General features: G+C 73.7%; 13 protein-coding genes. 6 read left to right on the forward strand and 7 right to left on the reverse strand.

Annotation, left to right across the window (positions count from 1 at the left end; translation table 11 throughout):
- The first annotated feature begins 88 nt into the window (after positions 1-88).
- Together O7606_RS03380 and katG are read left to right on the forward strand one after the other, a co-directional pair.
- Entirely contained in the window at positions 89-544 is a 456-nt protein-coding gene (locus tag O7606_RS03380; RefSeq protein ID WP_281597515.1) for a Fur family transcriptional regulator, read from the forward strand.
- A complete protein-coding gene (katG, locus tag O7606_RS03385; protein WP_281597516.1) occupies positions 541-2,817 on the forward strand; it encodes a catalase/peroxidase HPI in 2,277 nt (758 codons plus the stop codon). The genes O7606_RS03380 and katG overlap by 4 nt, the downstream gene beginning before the upstream one ends.
- Positions 2,818-2,912: 95 nt before the next feature.
- Here katG and O7606_RS03390 read toward each other — a convergent pair whose 3' ends face one another.
- Together O7606_RS03390 and O7606_RS03395 are read right to left on the reverse strand one after the other, a co-directional pair.
- The gene (locus O7606_RS03390) at positions 2,913-3,794 is read right to left on the reverse strand and encodes an SGNH/GDSL hydrolase family protein (protein WP_281597517.1); all 882 of its coding nucleotides are present in this window, start codon (positions 3,792-3,794) and stop codon (positions 2,913-2,915) included.
- Between the two features lie 66 nt (positions 3,795-3,860).
- Positions 3,861-7,037: a hypothetical protein gene (locus tag O7606_RS03395; protein WP_281597518.1), complete on the reverse strand. Its 3,177-nt coding sequence runs from the start codon at positions 7,035-7,037 to the stop codon at positions 3,861-3,863.
- Positions 7,038-7,279: 242 nt separating this feature from the next.
- On the opposite strand from O7606_RS03395, the gene O7606_RS03400 reads away from it, so the two are divergent.
- The 4 genes from O7606_RS03400 to O7606_RS03415 all read left to right on the forward strand — a co-directional run bounded on the left by O7606_RS03400 (position 7,280) and on the right by O7606_RS03415 (position 13,995).
- Positions 7,280-9,736, forward strand: a complete 2,457-nt coding sequence (locus tag O7606_RS03400) for a family 43 glycosylhydrolase (protein WP_281597519.1) — start codon at positions 7,280-7,282, stop codon at positions 9,734-9,736.
- A 107-nt stretch (positions 9,737-9,843) separates the two neighbouring features.
- Complete coding sequence (locus O7606_RS03405) at positions 9,844-12,255, forward strand: family 43 glycosylhydrolase (protein WP_281597520.1); 2,412 nt, start codon at positions 9,844-9,846, stop codon at positions 12,253-12,255.
- 32 nt (positions 12,256-12,287) lie between these two features.
- Entirely contained in the window at positions 12,288-12,917 is a 630-nt protein-coding gene (locus O7606_RS03410) for a hypothetical protein (RefSeq protein ID WP_281597521.1), read from the forward strand.
- Between the two features lie 58 nt (positions 12,918-12,975).
- Entirely contained in the window at positions 12,976-13,995 is a 1,020-nt protein-coding gene (locus tag O7606_RS03415) for a hypothetical protein (protein ID WP_281597522.1), read from the forward strand.
- Positions 13,996-13,999: 4 nt separating this feature from the next.
- Here the strand turns inward: O7606_RS03415 and O7606_RS03420 are convergent, their stop codons facing one another.
- Genes O7606_RS03420 through O7606_RS03440 form a run of 5 tightly spaced genes read right to left on the reverse strand, consistent with a single transcriptional unit; the run spans position 14,000 to position 17,501 of the window.
- Entirely contained in the window at positions 14,000-14,929 is a 930-nt protein-coding gene (locus tag O7606_RS03420; RefSeq protein WP_281597523.1) for a GlcNAc-transferase family protein, read from the reverse strand.
- Positions 14,926-15,303, reverse strand: coding sequence for a YrhB domain-containing protein (locus O7606_RS03425; protein WP_281597524.1), 378 nt, complete (start codon positions 15,301-15,303; stop codon positions 14,926-14,928). Before O7606_RS03425 ends, O7606_RS03420 begins: the two co-directional genes overlap by 4 nt.
- A complete protein-coding gene (locus O7606_RS03430; protein ID WP_281597525.1) occupies positions 15,300-15,917 on the reverse strand; it encodes a type VII secretion system-associated protein in 618 nt (205 codons plus the stop codon). Before O7606_RS03430 ends, O7606_RS03425 begins: the two co-directional genes overlap by 4 nt.
- 31 nt (positions 15,918-15,948) lie before the next feature.
- Complete coding sequence (locus O7606_RS03435; RefSeq protein WP_281597526.1) at positions 15,949-16,545, reverse strand: type VII secretion system-associated protein; 597 nt, start codon at positions 16,543-16,545, stop codon at positions 15,949-15,951.
- On the reverse strand, positions 16,542-17,501 hold the full coding sequence (locus tag O7606_RS03440; protein ID WP_281597527.1) for a hypothetical protein: 960 nt from the start codon (positions 17,499-17,501) through the stop codon (positions 16,542-16,544). Before O7606_RS03440 ends, O7606_RS03435 begins: the two co-directional genes overlap by 4 nt.
- Positions 17,502-17,560 lie beyond the last annotated feature (59 nt).

Consider the following 17,560-nt stretch of genomic DNA (forward strand, 5'->3'; position numbering starts at 1 on the left):
ATCCGATCATCCGCCAGTTGTCCGTTTCGCCGGCGACACGTCGTGGCAAAACTTGATTGATTCCAGAAGAGTGAGCTAGGTTCGTCGCATGGCGTCCGACTTCGAGGCTCAGCTACGGGCGGCCTCGTTGCGCGTGACCCGGCCCCGGTTGGCGGTGCTCGCCGCGCTGCGCGACCATCCGCACGTCGACACCGACACGGTGATCGCCCTGGTCCGGGCGGCCCAGCCGACAACCTCCCACCAGGCGGTCTACGACGTGCTGCGGGCGCTGACCGACGCCGGCCTGGTGCGGCGGATCCAGCCCGCCGGCGCCACGGCCCGGTACGAGTCGAGGGTGGGGGACAACCACCACCACGTCGTGTGCCGCTCCTGCGGCACGATCGCCGACGTCGACTGCGCGGTCGGCCACGCTCCCTGCCTCACCGCCTCCGGCGACCACGGGTTCCGGGTCGACGAGGCGGAGGTCGTGTACTGGGGCGTCTGCCCCGACTGCGCGACCGAACGCACCTCCCAGCGAACCGCCAGTCCGGAAGGAAACAGATGAGCGACACGCAGGACAACGTCCCCTCCAGCGCCCAGGGCGTGGACAAGAAGGAGGCGGCCGGCTGCCCGGTCGCGCACGACTCGGTGACCGCGCACGGCAGCGAGAGCGAGAACCCGGCGATCGACTCGCCGACTCCGAAGACCGGCGGCCGTCCGCGCACCAACCGGGACTGGTGGCCCAACCAGCTCGACCTGTCGGTGCTGCACGCCCACTCGTCCAAGGGCAACCCGCTGGGCGCGGACTTCAGCTACGCCAAGGAGTTCGGCAAGCTCGACGTCGAGGCCCTCAAGCGGGACATCGTCGAGGTGCTGACCACCTCGCAGGAGTGGTGGCCGGCCGACTTCGGCCACTACGGCGGCCTGATGATCCGGATGAGCTGGCACGCGGCGGGCACCTACCGGATCGAGGACGGCCGGGGCGGCGCGGGCGACGGCGGTCAGCGGTTCGCCCCGCTCAACAGCTGGCCGGACAACGCCAACCTCGACAAGGCCCGCCGGCTGCTCTGGCCGGTCAAGCAGAAGTACGGCCAGAAGGTCTCCTGGGCCGACCTGCTGGTCCTCGCCGGCAACGTGGCCCTGGAGTCGATGGGCTTCAGGACGTTCGGCTTCGGCTTCGGCCGCCAGGACGTCTGGGAGCCCGAGGAGATCTTCTGGGGCCCGGAGGACACCTGGCTCGGTGACGAGCGGTACTCCTCCGAGAAGGAGATGGCCGCCGGTGTCGGCGCGACCGAGATGGGCCTGATCTACGTCAACCCGGAGGGCCCGCGCGGCAACGCCGACCCCGCCGCGGCGGCGCACTTCATCCGGGAGACCTTCCGCCGGATGGCGATGAACGACGAGGAGACCGTCGCCCTGATCGCCGGCGGTCACACCTTCGGCAAGACCCACGGCGCCGGCCCCGCCGACAACCACGTCGGCCCCGAGCCGGAGGGCGCCCCGCTGGAGAACCAGGGCCTGGGCTGGCTGAGCACGTACGGCAGCGGCAAGGGCGGCGACACCATCACCAGCGGCCTCGAGGTGACCTGGACGGACCGGCCGACCGAGTGGAGCAACCGGTTCTTCGAGATCCTCTTCGGCTACGAGTGGGAGCTCACCACCAGCCCCGGCGGCGCGAAGCAGTGGGTCGCCAAGGACGCCGAGGCGATCATCCCGGACGCCCACGACCCGGCGAAGAAGCACCGGCCGACCATGCTCACCACCGACCTGTCGCTGCGGGTCGACCCGGAGTACGAGAAGATCTCGCGCCGGTTCCTGGAGAACCCGGACGAGTTCGCGCTTGCCTTCGCCAAGGCGTGGTACAAGCTCCTGCACCGCGACATGGGCCCGGTCAGCCGCTTCCTCGGCCCGTGGGTGCCCGAGGCGCAGCTCTGGCAGGACCCGCTGCCGGCCGTCGACCACGAGCTGGTGGGTGACGCCGACGTCGCCGCCCTCAAGGCGAAGGTGCTGGAGTCCGGCCTGACCACCGCCCAGTTGGTCGCCACCGCCTGGGCGTCGGCCGCGAGCTACCGCTCCACCGACAAGCGTGGTGGCGCGAACGGCGCCCGGATCCGGCTGGAGCCGCAGCGCGACTGGGAGGTCAACCAGCCCGAGCAGCTCGCCACGGTGCTGGCCACCCTGGAGGGCGTCCAGCGGGAGTTCAACGCCGCCGGCGGCGCGCAGATCTCCCTGGCCGACCTGATCGTGCTGGCCGGCTCGGCCGCCGTCGAGAAGGCCGCCCGGGACGCCGGCGTCGAGGTGACCGTGCCGTTCCGCCCCGGTCGCACCGACGCCACCCAGGAGCAGACCGACGTCGAGTCGTTCCGGGTCATGGAGCCGCGCGCCGACGGGTTCCGCAACTACCTGCGGGCCGGCGAGAAGACCCAGCCGGAGGTGCTGCTCGTCGACCGCGCGTACATGCTCGGCCTGAGCGCGCCCGAGATGACCGTCCTGGTCGGCGGCCTGCGGGCGCTGGGCAACAACGTCGGCGGCACGTCGCACGGCGTGCTCACCGACCGGCCCGGCGTGCTCAGCAACGACTTCTTCGCCAACCTGCTCTCCCCGGGCACCCGGTGGAAGGCGTCGGAGTCCGACGAGCACGTGTACGAGATCCGGGACCTGGCCACCGACCAGGTGAAGTGGACCGCCACCGCGGTCGACCTGATCTTCGGCTCCAACTCCCAGCTCCGGGCCCTCGCCGAGGTCTACGCCAGCGACGACGCGCGGGAGAAGTTCGTCACCGACTTCGTGGCGGCCTGGACCAAGGTCATGGAGCTCGACCGGTTCGACCTCGCCTGATCCGCGGCACGACACCGCGCCCCGGTCGATCGCTCGTGGATCGACCGGGGCGCGGCGCTCTTTCCGGCGCGGAGGGTGGTGGTGGGGTCGGACGGTCAGCCGTTCAGCCTGGCCAGCACGGCGGTGGCCATGCCCTGCTCGCCGGCGGCGTTCGGGTGGAACGGGGCGGCGGCGTTCAGCGGGATCAGCCCCTCCACCCACCGGGTGCCTGCGCTCTTGCAGGAGTCCCGACCGATCGACGGCGTGTAGACGTCGACGTAGGTGGCGTTGTTGGCGGCGGCGTTGGCGGCGAGCATGGCGTTCAGCGACTTCTGCACCGTGCGCAGGTACGGCACGTCCCGGTAGGCGATCGGCACCACCGGCCAGCACCCGTTGCCGGAGTCGGGCAGGATCGCCGGGTACCCGAGCACCACGATCCGCGCGTTCGGGGCGGCCGCGCGGACGGCCCGCAGCACGGCGGTGATCTTCGGCGCGGTGGCGTCGATCCGGGCCTGGAGCTGGTCGACTCCGCCCGCGGTGTACCTGTCCTTGCACGGGGAGCCGAGCGGGCTGCTCAGACTACCCTCGGCGCAGGTGGTGATGATGCTGGAGAAGCCGATGTCGTTGCCGCCGATCTGCACGGTGACCAGGGCGGTGCCGGAGGTGACCGCGCTGAGCTGCGCCGGCACCGGGATGCCCAGCGGGCCGTCGCCGCCGGCGAGGATGTCGTCGGTGGTGGCCCCGGAGCAGCTCACGTCGGCGAACGACGAGGAGCGGGCGGACGCGGCGACCAGGGACGGGTAGTTGCGGTTGGACCGCAGGCAGTTGAGGTCCACCTGGGTGGGGATCAGCGGGCCGGAGGTGTACGAGTCGCCGAGCGCGACGTAGCGCCCGGTGGGCACGGCGGCGCTGGCGGGTGGGGCGGAGGAGAGCAGCACGCCGGCGGTGGCGACGGCGAGCGCGGCTGCCCGGAGCAGCCGCAGGCGGGGACGGGACATGGCGCCTCCCAGACGGGGGGATCAGGGGTGCCTGATTCTTTCCGCGTCCACCTCGCACGTCAATATTTATGCACATCTTTCTGAATCTTCGGGGAGCTGCGGCGCGACCGGTCGGCGCGTCCAGCCCAGCAGCAGGCCACCGGCGACCAGGGCGACGCCGACGCCGGCCGCGTAGCCGGGCAGCGCGGTCGGGACGCCCAGGTGGACGGTGAGACCGAGGATGCGTGACAGCCCCCACGGCAGCAGCGTCATCTGGTCGTTCCACACCGTCAGGGCGCGTTCCAGGCCGACCGCCGTCACCAGCGCGGACAGCACGCCGAGCGGGACGCCGGCCGCGGTCAGGGTCCGCCCGACCGCCCGCCGGCGCGGCAGGCCGTACCGGTCCCGCAGGACCAGGGCGGCGGCCACGAACAGCCAGCAGAACGCCGCGAACGCCACGGTGACGTACACCGCCCGGGTGGTCGGCCGGGTCCAGAAGGCGAACCAGTACCCGCCCGGCCCCCGGCCGGCCAGCGCCGCCAGCAGCAGCACGCTGCGCAGCAGCGCCACGCCGCCCAGCACGGCCCACAGGTGGAACGGGTCCCGCCGACCGACGGCGAGCCGGGCGACCAGGGCGAACAGCGCCCACCCGCCGAGCGTGACCAGCAGGTGCGCCGGGGCGGCGCACCAGGTGAGCACGAGCCGGCTGGCCACCAGCGCCCCGACCGGGACCAGCCACACCAGGGTCCGATCCACCCGGGAACGGGGCGTGGGCAGCGCGGCGACCCGCCACGGCCGGACCGCGCCGAGCAGCAGCGCCCGCGCGGCGGCCACGCCCGGCGTCGAGGGGGTCAGCCGACGCCCGGCCAGGCCGAGCAGGACCACCAGCCCGAGCGCCCCGAGCAGAGCCCGGGCCGCCCGGGCCATCGCCGGGTCCCGGTCCGCGCGCTCGGCCCCCAGGTCGGCGGCGGTGAACCGGTACGCGGGCAGGTCCAGGTCACCGCCGTAGCGCTGCCGGTGGCTGTCGCGCGCCTGCCGGTACGCGGTGGCGGCCCGCCGCCAGTCGCGGTACGCGCCCGGGTCGCCGGTGTCCAGCCACTGCGCGTGCCGCAGCGTCATCGTCCGGTACGCGCCCAGCGTCTCGAACAGGTTCACCTGGTAGTCGAGCGTCCGGGTGAGTCGTTCGCGCAGCGCGGCGTCCCGCCAGGTGGCCGGGTCGGTCGCGGCGACCAGGTCACGCATCCGGCGGGCCAGCGTGACGGCCTGCCGGCCCTCGGCGACCGCCTCGTCCACCCGGCCGCCGGTCACCGCGTAGATGCTGTGCAGGGCGGCGGAGTCGCCGGTCGGGATGTCCCACTCGAAGATCCACATCATCGGCGGTGGCTCCAGCCCGAGCGCCCGCACCGACCGGTCGGCGTACGGCCCGATGTAGAGGCCCGTGGTGACCGCCCGCCGGGACAGCGCCATGGCCTGCCCGATCGCGGCCACCGTGGCCGGGTCGGCGGAGAACGTCCGGTACGCCCAGTCCGCCGTGAGCTGTGCCGGGTCGGCGTCCGGGTCCCAGGCCAGCCGGCCGGTGGCGTACGTGTTCAGCTCGTAGAGCTGCCAGAACCCGGCGCGCAGGTGCAGCGACATGGGGCCGGCGCGCAGCGGGCCGCCGTCCTGGGTCCAGTTCCACACGCCCTCCACCCTCGGGTTGGCGGCGAGGAACTCCCGCAGCGCCCGACGGTGCAGCGGGCCGAGGTCGTTGGGCAGCGCGCCGAACCCCTCGAACTCGCGGCGGGCCTGGAACTCCACGATGCGCCGGTGCGCGCCGGTCCGCAGGGTGCCGTTCAACGGCAGATGGCTGTAGAAGTCGCCGAGGGCGTACTTGGTGGACACGATCAGGTGCGGGTCGTCGAACCCGCCGAGCACCCGCTCGTACGACTCCGGGTTGGTGTGCAGGTCACCGACCGGGCCGACGCCCACCGTCCAGGTACGGAAGACGATCTCCCGCCCGGCCCGGCCGGCGGTGTCCAGCAACGCCCGCAGCATCGCGCGGACCGCCGCCGCGGTGGTGACCACGAGCTTCGACGAGTAGTCCCAGCCGTCGGCGGCGTACGCCGTGCCGCCCTCGCCGACCCGGACCATCAGCCCGTCGACGAACGGCAGGCTCTCGAACAGCTCGGCCAGCCCGGCCTGGTACACCGCCCACAGCCGGGGGTCGGTCACGTCGAGGCCGCCGAAGGTCCGCGTCAGGTACGCCTGAAGCGGCGGCGACACGGCGAGCATGTCGGTGAGCAGGAAGAGCTTGACGCCCATCTGCTCGGCGTACCGGAAGACCGGGCCGAACGCGGCGACCATCGCCCGCGCCCGGTCGACGTGCGGGTCGCCGACCGGGTGGACCGCGTGCCCGTCGCCCACCTTCGCGAAGGTGACGTACTCCAGGAAGCCGGGCACCACGATCCCGTTGTAGCCCTGCGCCACCGAGTGGTCGACGAGCTGCCGGAACTGCGTGTCGACGCGGGCCACCGCGGCGGCGTCCACCCACGGGGCCCGGGGCAGCAGCGCCGCGGAGACCACGTCGGTGTTCAGGCTGTAGTCGTCGCCCGCCGCGAAGGCGGCCGGGTCGATCTCGCGGCCCACCGCGCCCGCGTCGGTGAGCCGCAGGCCGAGCCGGGGCGTGACCACCCGGCCCGCCTCGGCGGCGGGCAGCGGGTCGACGCCGGAGCGGATCCGGTCGGCGAGCCGGTACAGCCCGGCCGTCACGCCGGCGACGTCGCTGCCCTCGACGGTCAGGCCGGTCCCGCGCACGCTGATCCGGTACGCCTCCGGCGCGCCGGACAACCCGGCGCGCACCTGCGCCCGCAGACTGGTCACCGCCGACCGTCCGAGGGTCGGGCCGCCGTCCGCCGGCCGACCGGAGCTCGGGTCGTCGTCGGTCGGCCGACCGGAGCTCGGGTCCCCGTCGGTCGGCCGGGATGCCGGGTCGGTGGTGGTGACGACCGGGCGGGGCAGACCCCGGAGGGCGAGCGCGTCGGCGACGGCGGCGGCGGCCCTGCGGGTACGTGGTCCGGCGGGCACGACCAGCGACGCCAACGGTGGGGCGGGCGCGACCGCCCGCAGCGGCGCGGCCGTGGCGTCCTCGTACGGCACGTCGGCGGGGGTGTGGCGCAACCGGAGCGCGTCGCCGACCGCCCCGGCCACCACCGCCCCGAGCAGCAGCAGGACGAGGGCCGCGCCGAACAGCGGGTAGCGCCGCCCGAGCCGGGAAACGTGAGACACCCTCGCATGCTAGTGGCGGCGCGGTCGTCCGGCCGCCGCCCGATGAGGCCGATCCGCCGCCCGCTGTGGTCGTTCCGGCGGCTCCGGGTCGACTGTGGGCGCGTCACCTGTGCAAACGCTCCGGCCGGTCAGGACCGGCCGTGTTACACGGTCATTTCGGGCGAGTCTCCGGGAAGGTCTTGACTAGTCGATGTTAACGCTAACAGGATGAGGGCTCGGTCACCCCGGCGTAGGGAGCTGCCATGCAGGTCGACGTTGGCCCACGGGCCCCCGCCCTCCGCGCCGCCCTGGCCGGGGCGCTGCTGATCGGCCTCGTCCTGGCCGGCCTGGCCACGGTCGGCGTCGGTGGCCCGGCGCGGGCCGCCGACGAATGGTCACCCCGGTCGTCGTACACCTCGACGGACCGGGGCGACGGCACGTACACCGTGCCGCTGCTGCGCTCCGACGTCCCCGACATCAGCGTGGAACGCGTCCCGGCCGCCGAGAACGACGAGGGACGCGACCTCTACTACATGATCAGCACCACCATGCACCTGAGCCCCGGCGCGCCCATCATGAAGTCGTACGACCTGGTGAACTGGGAGATCGTCAACTACGTCTTCGACCGGGCGAGCATCGGCGACGCGTTCTCGCTGCGCAACGGCCAGAACTCGTACGGCCAGGGCCAGTGGGCGTCGTCGCTGCGCTACCACGACGGCATGTTCTACGTCGCGTTCAACACCAACAACCTCGGCGGCGCGTACATCTACCGCACCGACGACATCGAGAACGGCGCGTGGCAGCGCACCGCCCTCGGCCGGGGCCTGCACGACCCGTCGCTGTTCTTCGACACCGACGGCACGCCGTACGTCTTCCACGGCTCCGGCGGCACCAGCGCGGTACGGCTCAACGCCGAGCTGACCGCCATCACGGCTGACTACCCGAACATCTTCACCGCGGGCGACTACGCCGGTCAGCCGTTCATCGGCGGGCTCTTCGAGGGCGCGCAGTTCCACCACATCGACGGCTGGTACTACGCGGTGATCATCACCTGGCCCTCCGGTCAGGGCCGGCAGGTCGTCATGTTCCGCTCCCGGGAACTGCTCGGCCGCTACACCTCGGCCGGCGGGGTGAACACCTACCAGGCGCGCGGCGTGCTCAACTCCAACGGCTTCGCGCAGGGCAGCCTGGTGCCCATCGCCCGCGACGGCGGCCGGACCGACTGGTACGGCATGTTCTTCCGGGACACCTTCCCGGTCGGACGCATCCCGGCGTTGATCCCCGCCACCTGGTCCGACGGCTGGCCCACCTTCGGGGCCAACGGGGTCGTGCCGGTGGACGGGGTGTTCGCCAAGCCGATCCGGCTCAGCCCGGCGCAGGAGCGGTACGAACGGCAGAAGAGCGTCGTCGCCTCCGACGACTTCGCCAACGACGCGCCCCGCCGCGCGTACCAGGACGAGCAGTGGACCATCCCGACGCCGCCGCCCACCGGCGAGGCCCCCACCGAGGCGGAGATCCGGCCCAACGGGTCCCGTCTGGACCCGGCCTGGCAGTGGAACCACGCGCCGGACAACCGCTACTGGTCGCTCACCGAACGGGACGGCTGGCTGCGGCTCACCGCCGGCAAGGTGGTCACCGGGAGCTACGTCTACACGAAGCTGTCCAACCGGGCCGAGCTGGCCTGGTTCGAGGAGGCCCGCAACACGCTCTCGCAGCGCACGTTCGGCCCCCGGCAGTCGGTCGAGACCAGGATGGACGTCTCCGGCATGGCCGACGGCGACGTCGCCGGGCTGGCCGCCTACAACCGGGGCTTCTCGTACGTGGCCGTCAGGCGCGACGGCGGGGTGAACACCCTGGGCGTGGTGAACCGGGGCCAGCCGTTCGCGGTCGACCTCGACCAGGCCACCCTGGAGACCTTCCTGCCCGGCAGCACGGTGGCGCTGGGCGACGCCACCGAGGTGCACGTGAAGGCCGACCTGGACTTCGCCGCGCCGACCGGGCAGCTCTGGACCACCTTCCACTACAGCCTCGACGGGCTCACCTGGACCCGGCTCGGTGACCGGGTCGGCCCGCAGACCCTCGACGGCAGCCTCGCGCACTTCATGGGGCACCGGGTCGGCCTGTTCAGCTACGCGACCCGGCAGACCGGCGGACACGTCGACTTCGACCACTGGCTGCTCAGCGACACCCTCACCGCGCAGAACCGCCCCCTGGACACCACCGCGCTCGACGCCGCCATCGCGTACGCGGGCACCCTCGACGAGTCGGCGTACCCGGCCGACGCCTGGGCGGCGACGCGGGCCGCCCTGGCCGCCGCCACCACCGCGCGGGCCGGCGCGTTCGGCACCCAGAACCAGATCGACGCCCCGGAACGGGCGCTCAGCTACCACTTGGCCCGGCTCGGCGCGCTCCGGGCCGCCGCGCCGCCGCTCCCGGTGACGGCCAGCGCGCAGGCGCGGTGTGTGGCGGGGAAGGTGTTCGTGGCGGTGCAGGCGCGTAACGACCACGACGGGCCGGTGGACGTGGTGTTGTCCAGCGGGTTCGGGGAGCGGTCGGTGTCGCAGGTGGCGTCGGGGGCGAACGCGTACCAGCAGTTCGCGTCGCGGGCGTCGGCGGTGCCGGCGGGTACGGCGACGGTGCGGGTGACCGGTTCGGTGGCCGGTCGGACGGTGACGACCAGCCGGTCCGTGGACTATCCGGCCGTCGACTGCGGCGACTGACCCTTCCCGCCGTCGTTCTGCGGCGACTGACCACCCGTCGGATCCGTCCCGGGGCCGGCCGGCCCCGGCGCACCCTCTGCCCGCCACCCACCAAGGAGGACCATCTCGTGACCCAGCGTCTGCGAAGGACGGCCCGACGACGGGCCGCCGCGATCGCCACGGTCGGCGCGCTGCTCGCCGCCGGCCTCACCGCGGCGGCGCCGGTCCAGGCCGCCGACACCAACCTCGTCGTCAACGGCGGGTTCGAGGAGGGCCTGACCGGCTGGTTCGTCAACAACGGCAACGCCACCGACCGGGCCACCCTCACCCCCACCACGGACGCCTACGCCGGGTCCGGCGCGGTGCGCGTCAGCGACCGGGCCACCACCGGCTCCGGCCCCATGCAGGACCTCTCCGGCAAGGTCCAGGCCGGACAGACCTACTCCCTCAGCGCCCGGATCCGGTACGACAACGCCGCCGGACCGGCCACCAAACAGTTCTTCGCCACCATGCACTACGGCGCGGCCACCTACACCAACCTGGTGAGCGTCACCGCGACCAGGGGCCAGTGGGCGCACGTCGACGGCCGGTTCACCATCCCGGCCGGGCAGAGCGTCTCCACCGCCCGGCTCTTCTTCGAGACGCCGTGGACCAGCGCCCCGGCCGACGACCCGGACCTGCACCTGATGGACTTCACCCTCGACGACGTCTCCGTGGTCGGCGCCGCGCCGCCCGCCGCGCCGTCGAAGACCATCGAGGTCGTCGGCAAGCTGCCCGGTGAGCACAACCCGTTGATCGGGCACAAGTTCGGCGCGGACGGCTTCGGCTTCGTGCACGACGGCCGGGTGTACCTCTACCTGACCAACGACACCCAGGGGTACGCGCCGGACCCGGTCACCGGGGTGTCCCCGGGCATCAACTACGGCGACATCAACCAGATCACCGTGCTGTCCTCCACCGACCTGGTGAACTGGACCGACCACGGTGAGGTCCCGGTGGCCGGCCCGAACGGCGTCGCGCCGTTCACCAACAACTCCTGGGCCCCCGGCATGGCGAAGAAGGTGGTGAACGGGGAGGAGAAGTTCTTCCTGTACTACGCCAACGGCGGCGGATCGAGCAACGTGATCACCGGCGCGTCGCCGCTCGGCCCGTGGACCAGCGAACGCACCAGCACCCTGATCGACGGCCGTACCCCGGGCGCGTCGGACGTCGCGTGGAAGTTCGACCCGGCCCCGCTGGTGGACTCCGACGGCCAGGCGTACCTCTACTTCGGTGGCGGTCCGGCGTCGACGAGCATGCCGCCGGCCGAACGCTTCAACAACCCGAAGAACATCCGGGTGATCCGGCTCGGCGACGACATGGTGACCACCGAGGGCACGGCGGCGGTCGTGGACGCCCCGGTGGCCTTCGAGGCGGCCCAGGTGTTCGAGCGGGACGGGAAGTACTACCTGTCGTACTCCTCGCACTTCGGCGGCAACGACTTCGGCGGCAACCAGACGCCCCTGCCCGGCTACCCCGGCGGCGGCCAGATCGGCTACCTGATCTCCGACGACCCGATGTCCTGGCCGAAGGAGACCTACGCGGGCGTGCTGTTCCCCAACCAGTCGCAGTTCTTCGGGTCCGGCACCGGCGGCAACAACCACCAGTCGGTGTTCGAGTACGAGGGCAGGCACTACTTCACGTACCACGCCCCGACGCTGAACAAGCGGATCAACGGCAACACCACCCAGGGCTACCGCAGCCCGCACATCCAGGAGCTGGCGTTCAACGCCGACGGCACCATCCGGCAGGTCGTCGGCACCTACGCCGGCGTCGAGCAGGTCCGCGACTTCGACCCGTACCGGGTGTTCGAGGCCGAGACGTTCGGCTGGAGCAAGGGCGTCGCCACCGCGAAGACCGACGGCGGGTCCGCCCAGTTCGGCGCGACCGCCCCGAACCTGGTGGTCCGGGACGTCGACAACGGCGACTGGACCGCCCTGTCGTCGGTGGACTTCGGCGCGGGCGCGGCCAGCGTCACGGCGAAGGCGCGTCCGCTGACGACCGGCGGTCAGATCCAGGTACGGCTCGGCGCGGCCACCGCGCCGGTCGTGGCGACCATCCCCGTCGACGGTCCGGTCGGCCAGTGGACCGAGCTGACCGCGCCGCTCGACGGCGTGACCGGCACGCACGACGTGTACTTCAGCTACGCCGGACCCACCGGCGTCGACCTGTTCGAGCTGGACACCTGGCGCTTCGCCGGGGCGGACGCGCTGCCCGTGACGGCCAGCGCGCAGGCGCGGTGTGTGGCGGGGAAGGTGTTCGTGGCGGTGCAGGCGCGTAACGACCACGACGGGCCGGTGGACGTGGTGTTGTCCAGCGGGTTCGGGGAGCGGTCGGTGTCGCAGGTGGCGTCGGGGGCGAACGCGTACCAGCAGTTCGCGTCGCGGGCGTCGGCGGTGCCGGCGGGTACGGCGACGGTGCGGGTGACCGGTTCGGTGGCCGGTCGGACGGTGACGACCAGCCGGTCCGTGGACTATCCGGCCGTCGACTGCGGCAGTTGATCCTCTCCCTCCCAGACGACATGGAGAAGCAGATGAGCACGTGGAACCACAGACGCCTGTTCGCCGTCGGCGCGGCCGGCGCCCTGCTGGCCGGGACGGTCGCGGCGCACCCCGCGTCCGCCGAGCCCGGCGACGGCGCCGACGTGAAGGTGACAGTCGACATCGAGGAGATCCGCCAGCCCGGCGTGCTGGCGCTGTCGGTCGCCGGTGACTCGGTGGCGCTGTCGGAGAACGGGTCGACGCTGCTGGTACGCCAGTTCACCGGCAGCCTGCCGACGGTGACCGTCACCGACACCCGCACCGCGGACGAGGTGCCCGACGACGCCTCCTGGGCGGTGCTGGGCAGCGCCACCGACTTCGTCGGCGGGGCCGGGCAGACGCCGATCGGGGCGGGCCACCTGGGCTGGAAGCCGCGACTGGTCGACGGCGGCGACAGCGGCCTGGTCACCGAGGGCGAGGAGGTGCGGACGGTGCTGGACGAGCCGACCCAGCCGGGCAACAACGTGGGCCTGGTCGACCAGGAACTGCTCGTGTCGAGCTTCGACTCGGGCGCGACGGCCGGCGACGCGTACTCGGTGAACGCCGACCTGTTCCTGCGCACCCCGGCGGACGTCGCCGCCGGCGCGTACACCTCGACGCTCACCCTGTCCCTCTTCGAGTGACCCCGGTGGGGGGCCGCCGCGGGGCGGTCCCCCACCCCCTGCCGACCTGGAGGACCGCGTGAACCGGAGCTGGCTGCGGCCGTACGCGGCGCTGGCCGCCGTGCTCGTCGGCCTGCCGGCGCTGCCGACCGACGCGCGCGCGCAACCGAGCACGCCGACCGTCACCTGGGCCGTCCAGCCGGCCGACCGGGACGGCCCGGACGGTCGACGCTGGGTGGAGCGCACCCTCGACCCCGGCCAGGTGGTGACCGAGCACCTGGCGGTGCGTAACTTCGGCGACGCCCCGGTGGTCTTCTCGTTGAAGGCCGCCGACGGCTACCTGACCGACAAGGGGCGCTTCAACATGCTGCCGTCCCACCAGACGTCGGTGGACGGCGGCACCTGGATCAGCGTCCAGGAGACCGTCACCGTCGGGCCGAAGGCGACCCGGGTGGTGCCGTACACCATCACCGTGCCGGACGACGCCACCCCCGGTGACCATCCGGCCGGCATCGCGGCGACCGTCACCAGCGCCGACGGCACCGTCGCGGTGGAGAGCCGGGTCGGGTTCCGGGTGCTGCTGCGGGCCAGCGGCACCGTCGCCGCGGCCCTCACGGTCGCCGACCTCACCGCCACGTACCGGTCGACGTGGAACCCGTTCGCGGCCGGCGCCCTCCAGGTCCGGTACACGGCCGTCAACGACGGCGGCGTCGCGGTGACCGGTGCCGGCCGGGTGACCGCCGCCGGGCCGTTCGGACTGGCCGAACGGAACGTCCGGGCCGGCGTCGAGGAACTGCTGCCCGGTGGCCGCCGGGCGACCGGGACCCGGGTCGGCGGGGTCTGGGGCTGGGGGCCGGTCCGAACGACCGTCGAGCTGACACCGGCCGTGCGGGGCGGCGACCCGACGGGCGTCGAGATCCGACCCGGCCGGACCACCGTGACGGTGTGGGCGTTCCCCTGGGCGCAGCTCGCCCTGGCGCTGCTGCTCGTCGTCCTCGGGCTCGTCTGGCGTGCGGTGGCCCGGCGACGCCGCCGCCGGCTGGCCGCGCTGCTCGCGCGAGCCCGCCAGGAGGGCCGCGACTCCGTGCGCGCCGGCTGAGGGCTCACCCCACCAGCGCCGCCGGTCGGGCCGGCAGTCGACCGGCCAGCGTGTCGGCCGTCGCGGAGCAGGTGGCGAAGTCGACGCCCGCGTACGCCTGGTAGTCCGCCATCGTGCGCGCCGGCCCGGCCCCGAAGCCACCCGTCACCGGGTACCGCAGCAGGGTCCGCACCCGGCGGCGGCCGGCCCGGTCCCGCCGGTGCCAGTGGTCGGCGCCCGGCGTACGGTGGTCCATCCAGTGCCGCGCCTGACCCTGCCGGACGTAGTAGTGCCAGGCCAGCACCTCGACCGGGTGGAACAGGTCGTACCCCCAGGTGTACGCGCGGGTGGCGAGGTTGATCTCCTCGCCCTGGCAGTAGATCCGCTCGTCGTAGGGCACCTCGCGGACGAACGACCCCGGGGCGAACAGGAAACCGGCGGCCACGAACCGGGCCGGAACCGGGGCGGTCCGCTCCCGCCAGCCCGGGATGCGGAAGTGCTGGAAGCGGGGCAGCCCGTCGTCGGTCCAGCCACTGAGGAAGATCAGCGTCGGCTCGCCGCCGCCGGTGAACTCCACCGCCGGGTCGTACGTCGGGGGGTAGCAGGTCAGGACCGGCTTGGCGGCCCCGGTCCGCCCGGCCATCGCGATCAGCCGGGAATCCCAGCCCGGGGCGAACCGGGTGTGGCTGTCCACCTGGAGGTACCAGTCGGAGTCGACGTAGTGTCGTTGGATCTGCGCCCGCGCCCAGCACACGCCCCGGCTGTGCCGGGCGTCGAACTCCAGCACGGTGACCCGGGGGTCGGCGCGCAACGCCGACACGTCCTCGTCGCCGAGATGCTGCCAGTTCACCACCACCCGCACCTCGTCCGGGCGGTCGGCCTTGGCCAGGCAGTCCCGCACCGTCGGCGCCAGCTCCGGATCCCGGTACGCGGCGACCGACACGAAAACGCTCACCAGGGACTCGCCGGCGGCGGCACGGGCACGGCGGGCAGCCCCCGCTGCGCGCCGTACGCGTTCAGCCAACGCTCCAGCGGCGGCGCGGACGGCGCCTGCCACACCAGCCCGGTGCCCTTGTCCACCACCAGCGGACCGGCCAGCGCCGCGTCGGGGAGCGCCCCGGTGCGGTACCAGCGTTCGGTGTCGAACGGGAACACCCAGCACCACGGGTACTCAACCGGCGGCTCCGGCGCGAGCCGCAACGGCTCCGCCGGATCCGCCAGCTCGCGCAGTTTCGCCCCGGCCAGCCGGCGGGCCTCGTCGGCGTCCATCCCCACCCACTCCTCTCCGTCGGCGCGGCGCGCCCGGTCGTCGGCCCCGCGCGCGGTCATGTCGTCGGGGCGGTCGGCTCGCCGACCACCCACGGCAGCACCGGGACGCCCCGGTCGGCCGGCAGGGCGGCCAGCGCCACCGCGCGGGCCTCGGCGATCTCGTCGTCGCCCATCAGCAGCGTCTCCCGGACGAAGTCGCCGATCAGTCGCATCGGCGCCGGGCCGGCCGGGTTGAACAGCGTGTCCACCCGGTCCGGCAGCAACGCCACCAGCTCGGCCAGGTCGATCCGCCGCCAGCGGGGCGCGTCGACCCGGTCCCGCTGCGGCGCGCTGGTGGCGAGCACCACGCACGGCACGTCGTCGGGTGAGCGCAGGATCAGCGGCCGGTCGTCGCCGCCCAACGCCACGTCGACGAGCGTGTCCCGCAACGCCAACTGGATCTGCTCCGCCGGCGCCTGCCCGCGTACGGCCAGCCGGAACAGCGCGTCCAGCGGGTCCGCCACCGCGTCGGCGTCGCGCGGCCGGTAGTCCGGGTTGGCGCGGAACGCGCCCAGACCGCCGTCGGCCTCCACCGGCCACAGCCCGAGCACCGCCCCGGCGTCCGGGGCGTCGTCGTCGGGGCCCGGCTGCCAGTCCGGGTCCATCAGCAGGAAGTAGCTCTCCACCTGGTCCACCACCGTGTGCTTCCGGTCGTCGGGTTCGTGCTCACCGGTCCTCGACCGTCTCCCAGGGGACGACGGCCACCGTCTCCGTCTCGCGGAACCGGTCGTGCAGGGCGGCCAGCTCATCGCCGGCCAGCAGCAGGGTGTGCCGCAGGAAATCCCCGGTCAGCCGCACCGCCGCCGGGCCGCCCGGGTTGATCAGCACGTCCACCCCGTCGGCCAGGCGCTCGACCAGCTCGGCCAGCTCGACCCGCCGCCAGTCGGGCGCGGGCACCCGGCCCTGGTGCGCCGCCGCGGTGGCCACCACCACGCACGGCACGTCGTCGGGGGAGCGGACCAGCAGCGGCCGTCCGTCACCGTTCATGGCCAGGTCGACGAGCGTGTCCCGGAGGACTAACTGCAACTGCTCCACCCGGGCGTCGCCGCGCGCGGCCAGCCGCAGCAACGCGTCCACCGGATCGGTGGGCGACCCGGGGCTCAGCGGGACGTACTCGGGGTTGGCGCGGAACGCGCCCACCGCGCCGTCCACGGTGACCGGCCAGAGCCCGACCACCGAGCGCAGCGGCGGGACCGTCTCGTCCTCCCGCTGCCACTGCGGGTCCATCAGCAGGAAGTAGTGGCCGTCCGGCTCGTCGGTCACGACGCCCCCGAACCGGCGCGGGCCAGCAGCGTCGCCAGGGCGCGGTGCTCACCGGCCGCGTCCACCGCGACGGCGGCGTAGTCCCGGGCCCGGATGTGGTCGAGCAGGGCCCGGTCCGGGGCCAGCGCGTAGCCCCGCAGGTAGTACGTGACGGTGTCGGTCCACACCCACTGGCCGTCGGTGCGGAAGCTCAGCGGCACGACCGCGCCGCGCCCCGGCTCGACCACGTCGACGGCGGTGCGCGTGGTGGCCAGGATCGGCTCGCCGGCCGCCAGCCAGTCGGCCACCCGGCCCCGCTCCGGGTCCGCCAACCGCTCGTGGTCGGGATCGAACCGTGGCCCGTCCGCGCCGCCCCGGTCGAAGACCCGGGCCAACCGGACCGGCGGGCGGGGGGTCGACGTCCAGAGCAGCGCCGACGCGCCCCGCGCCGACCGCTGGTAGCCGGGCAGGTCGGTGTCGGGCGCGTACGCCTCGACCTGCGGCGCGGGCACGCCCGCGCTGGCCAGCGCGCGCATCACCGTGGCGGTCAGCGCCGGCAGCCGACCCGGCGGCACGTCGGCCGCCAGCACGTACACCCGGGTCGGGGCGGTGCCGGGCGGATCCCACGACGCCGGGCCCCGAAAGGACCGCCACAGCGCGGTCGCGCCGGTCAGCCCGGCGACCGCCGCCGTCGCGGCCCGGTCGGGCGGGTCCAGCGCCGCGCCGGTCAGATCCAGCAGCGGCGGGCCCCCGGCGTCGGGCCCGGCCCGGAACGCGTACGTCGCCACCGGCGCGAGGACCGGCGTCACCGGGCCCGGGAGCAGGCCGTCGGCCAGCCGGAGCCGCGCGTCGGCGAGCACGTCGTCCGGCGTCCGGCCGGCGAGCCCGAGCAGGGTCACGTGGGCGGTGGCGGTGTCGCCCGCCACCGGCACCGTCCAGGGGCCCGTCGCCGCCTCGTCGTGGTCGACCATCCTCACCTCGTCTCCACCGGTGTCCGCCTCCGGCATTCGACCACGTCGGCCGGCCGGACCTCCCG

Origin of the sequence: Micromonospora sp. WMMD882, assembly GCF_027497255.1 — a bacterium.
GTDB lineage: Bacteria > Actinomycetota > Actinomycetes > Mycobacteriales > Micromonosporaceae > Micromonospora.

Bases quoted from the DNA above. Each gene is read 5' to 3' on its own strand.
- O7606_RS03380 (WP_281597515.1), top strand. From the start codon at position 89: ATGGCGTCCGACTTCGAGGCTCAGCTACGGGCGGCCTCGTTGCGCGTG.
- katG (WP_281597516.1), top strand. From the start codon at position 541: ATGAGCGACACGCAGGACAACGTCCCCTCCAGCGCCCAGGGCGTGGAC.
- O7606_RS03390 (WP_281597517.1), bottom strand. From the start codon at position 3,794: ATGTCCCGTCCCCGCCTGCGGCTGCTCCGGGCAGCCGCGCTCGCCGTC.
- O7606_RS03400 (WP_281597519.1), top strand. From the start codon at position 7,280: ATGCAGGTCGACGTTGGCCCACGGGCCCCCGCCCTCCGCGCCGCCCTG.
- O7606_RS03410 (WP_281597521.1), top strand. From the start codon at position 12,288: ATGAGCACGTGGAACCACAGACGCCTGTTCGCCGTCGGCGCGGCCGGC.
- O7606_RS03425 (WP_281597524.1), bottom strand. From the start codon at position 15,303: ATGACCGCGCGCGGGGCCGACGACCGGGCGCGCCGCGCCGACGGAGAG.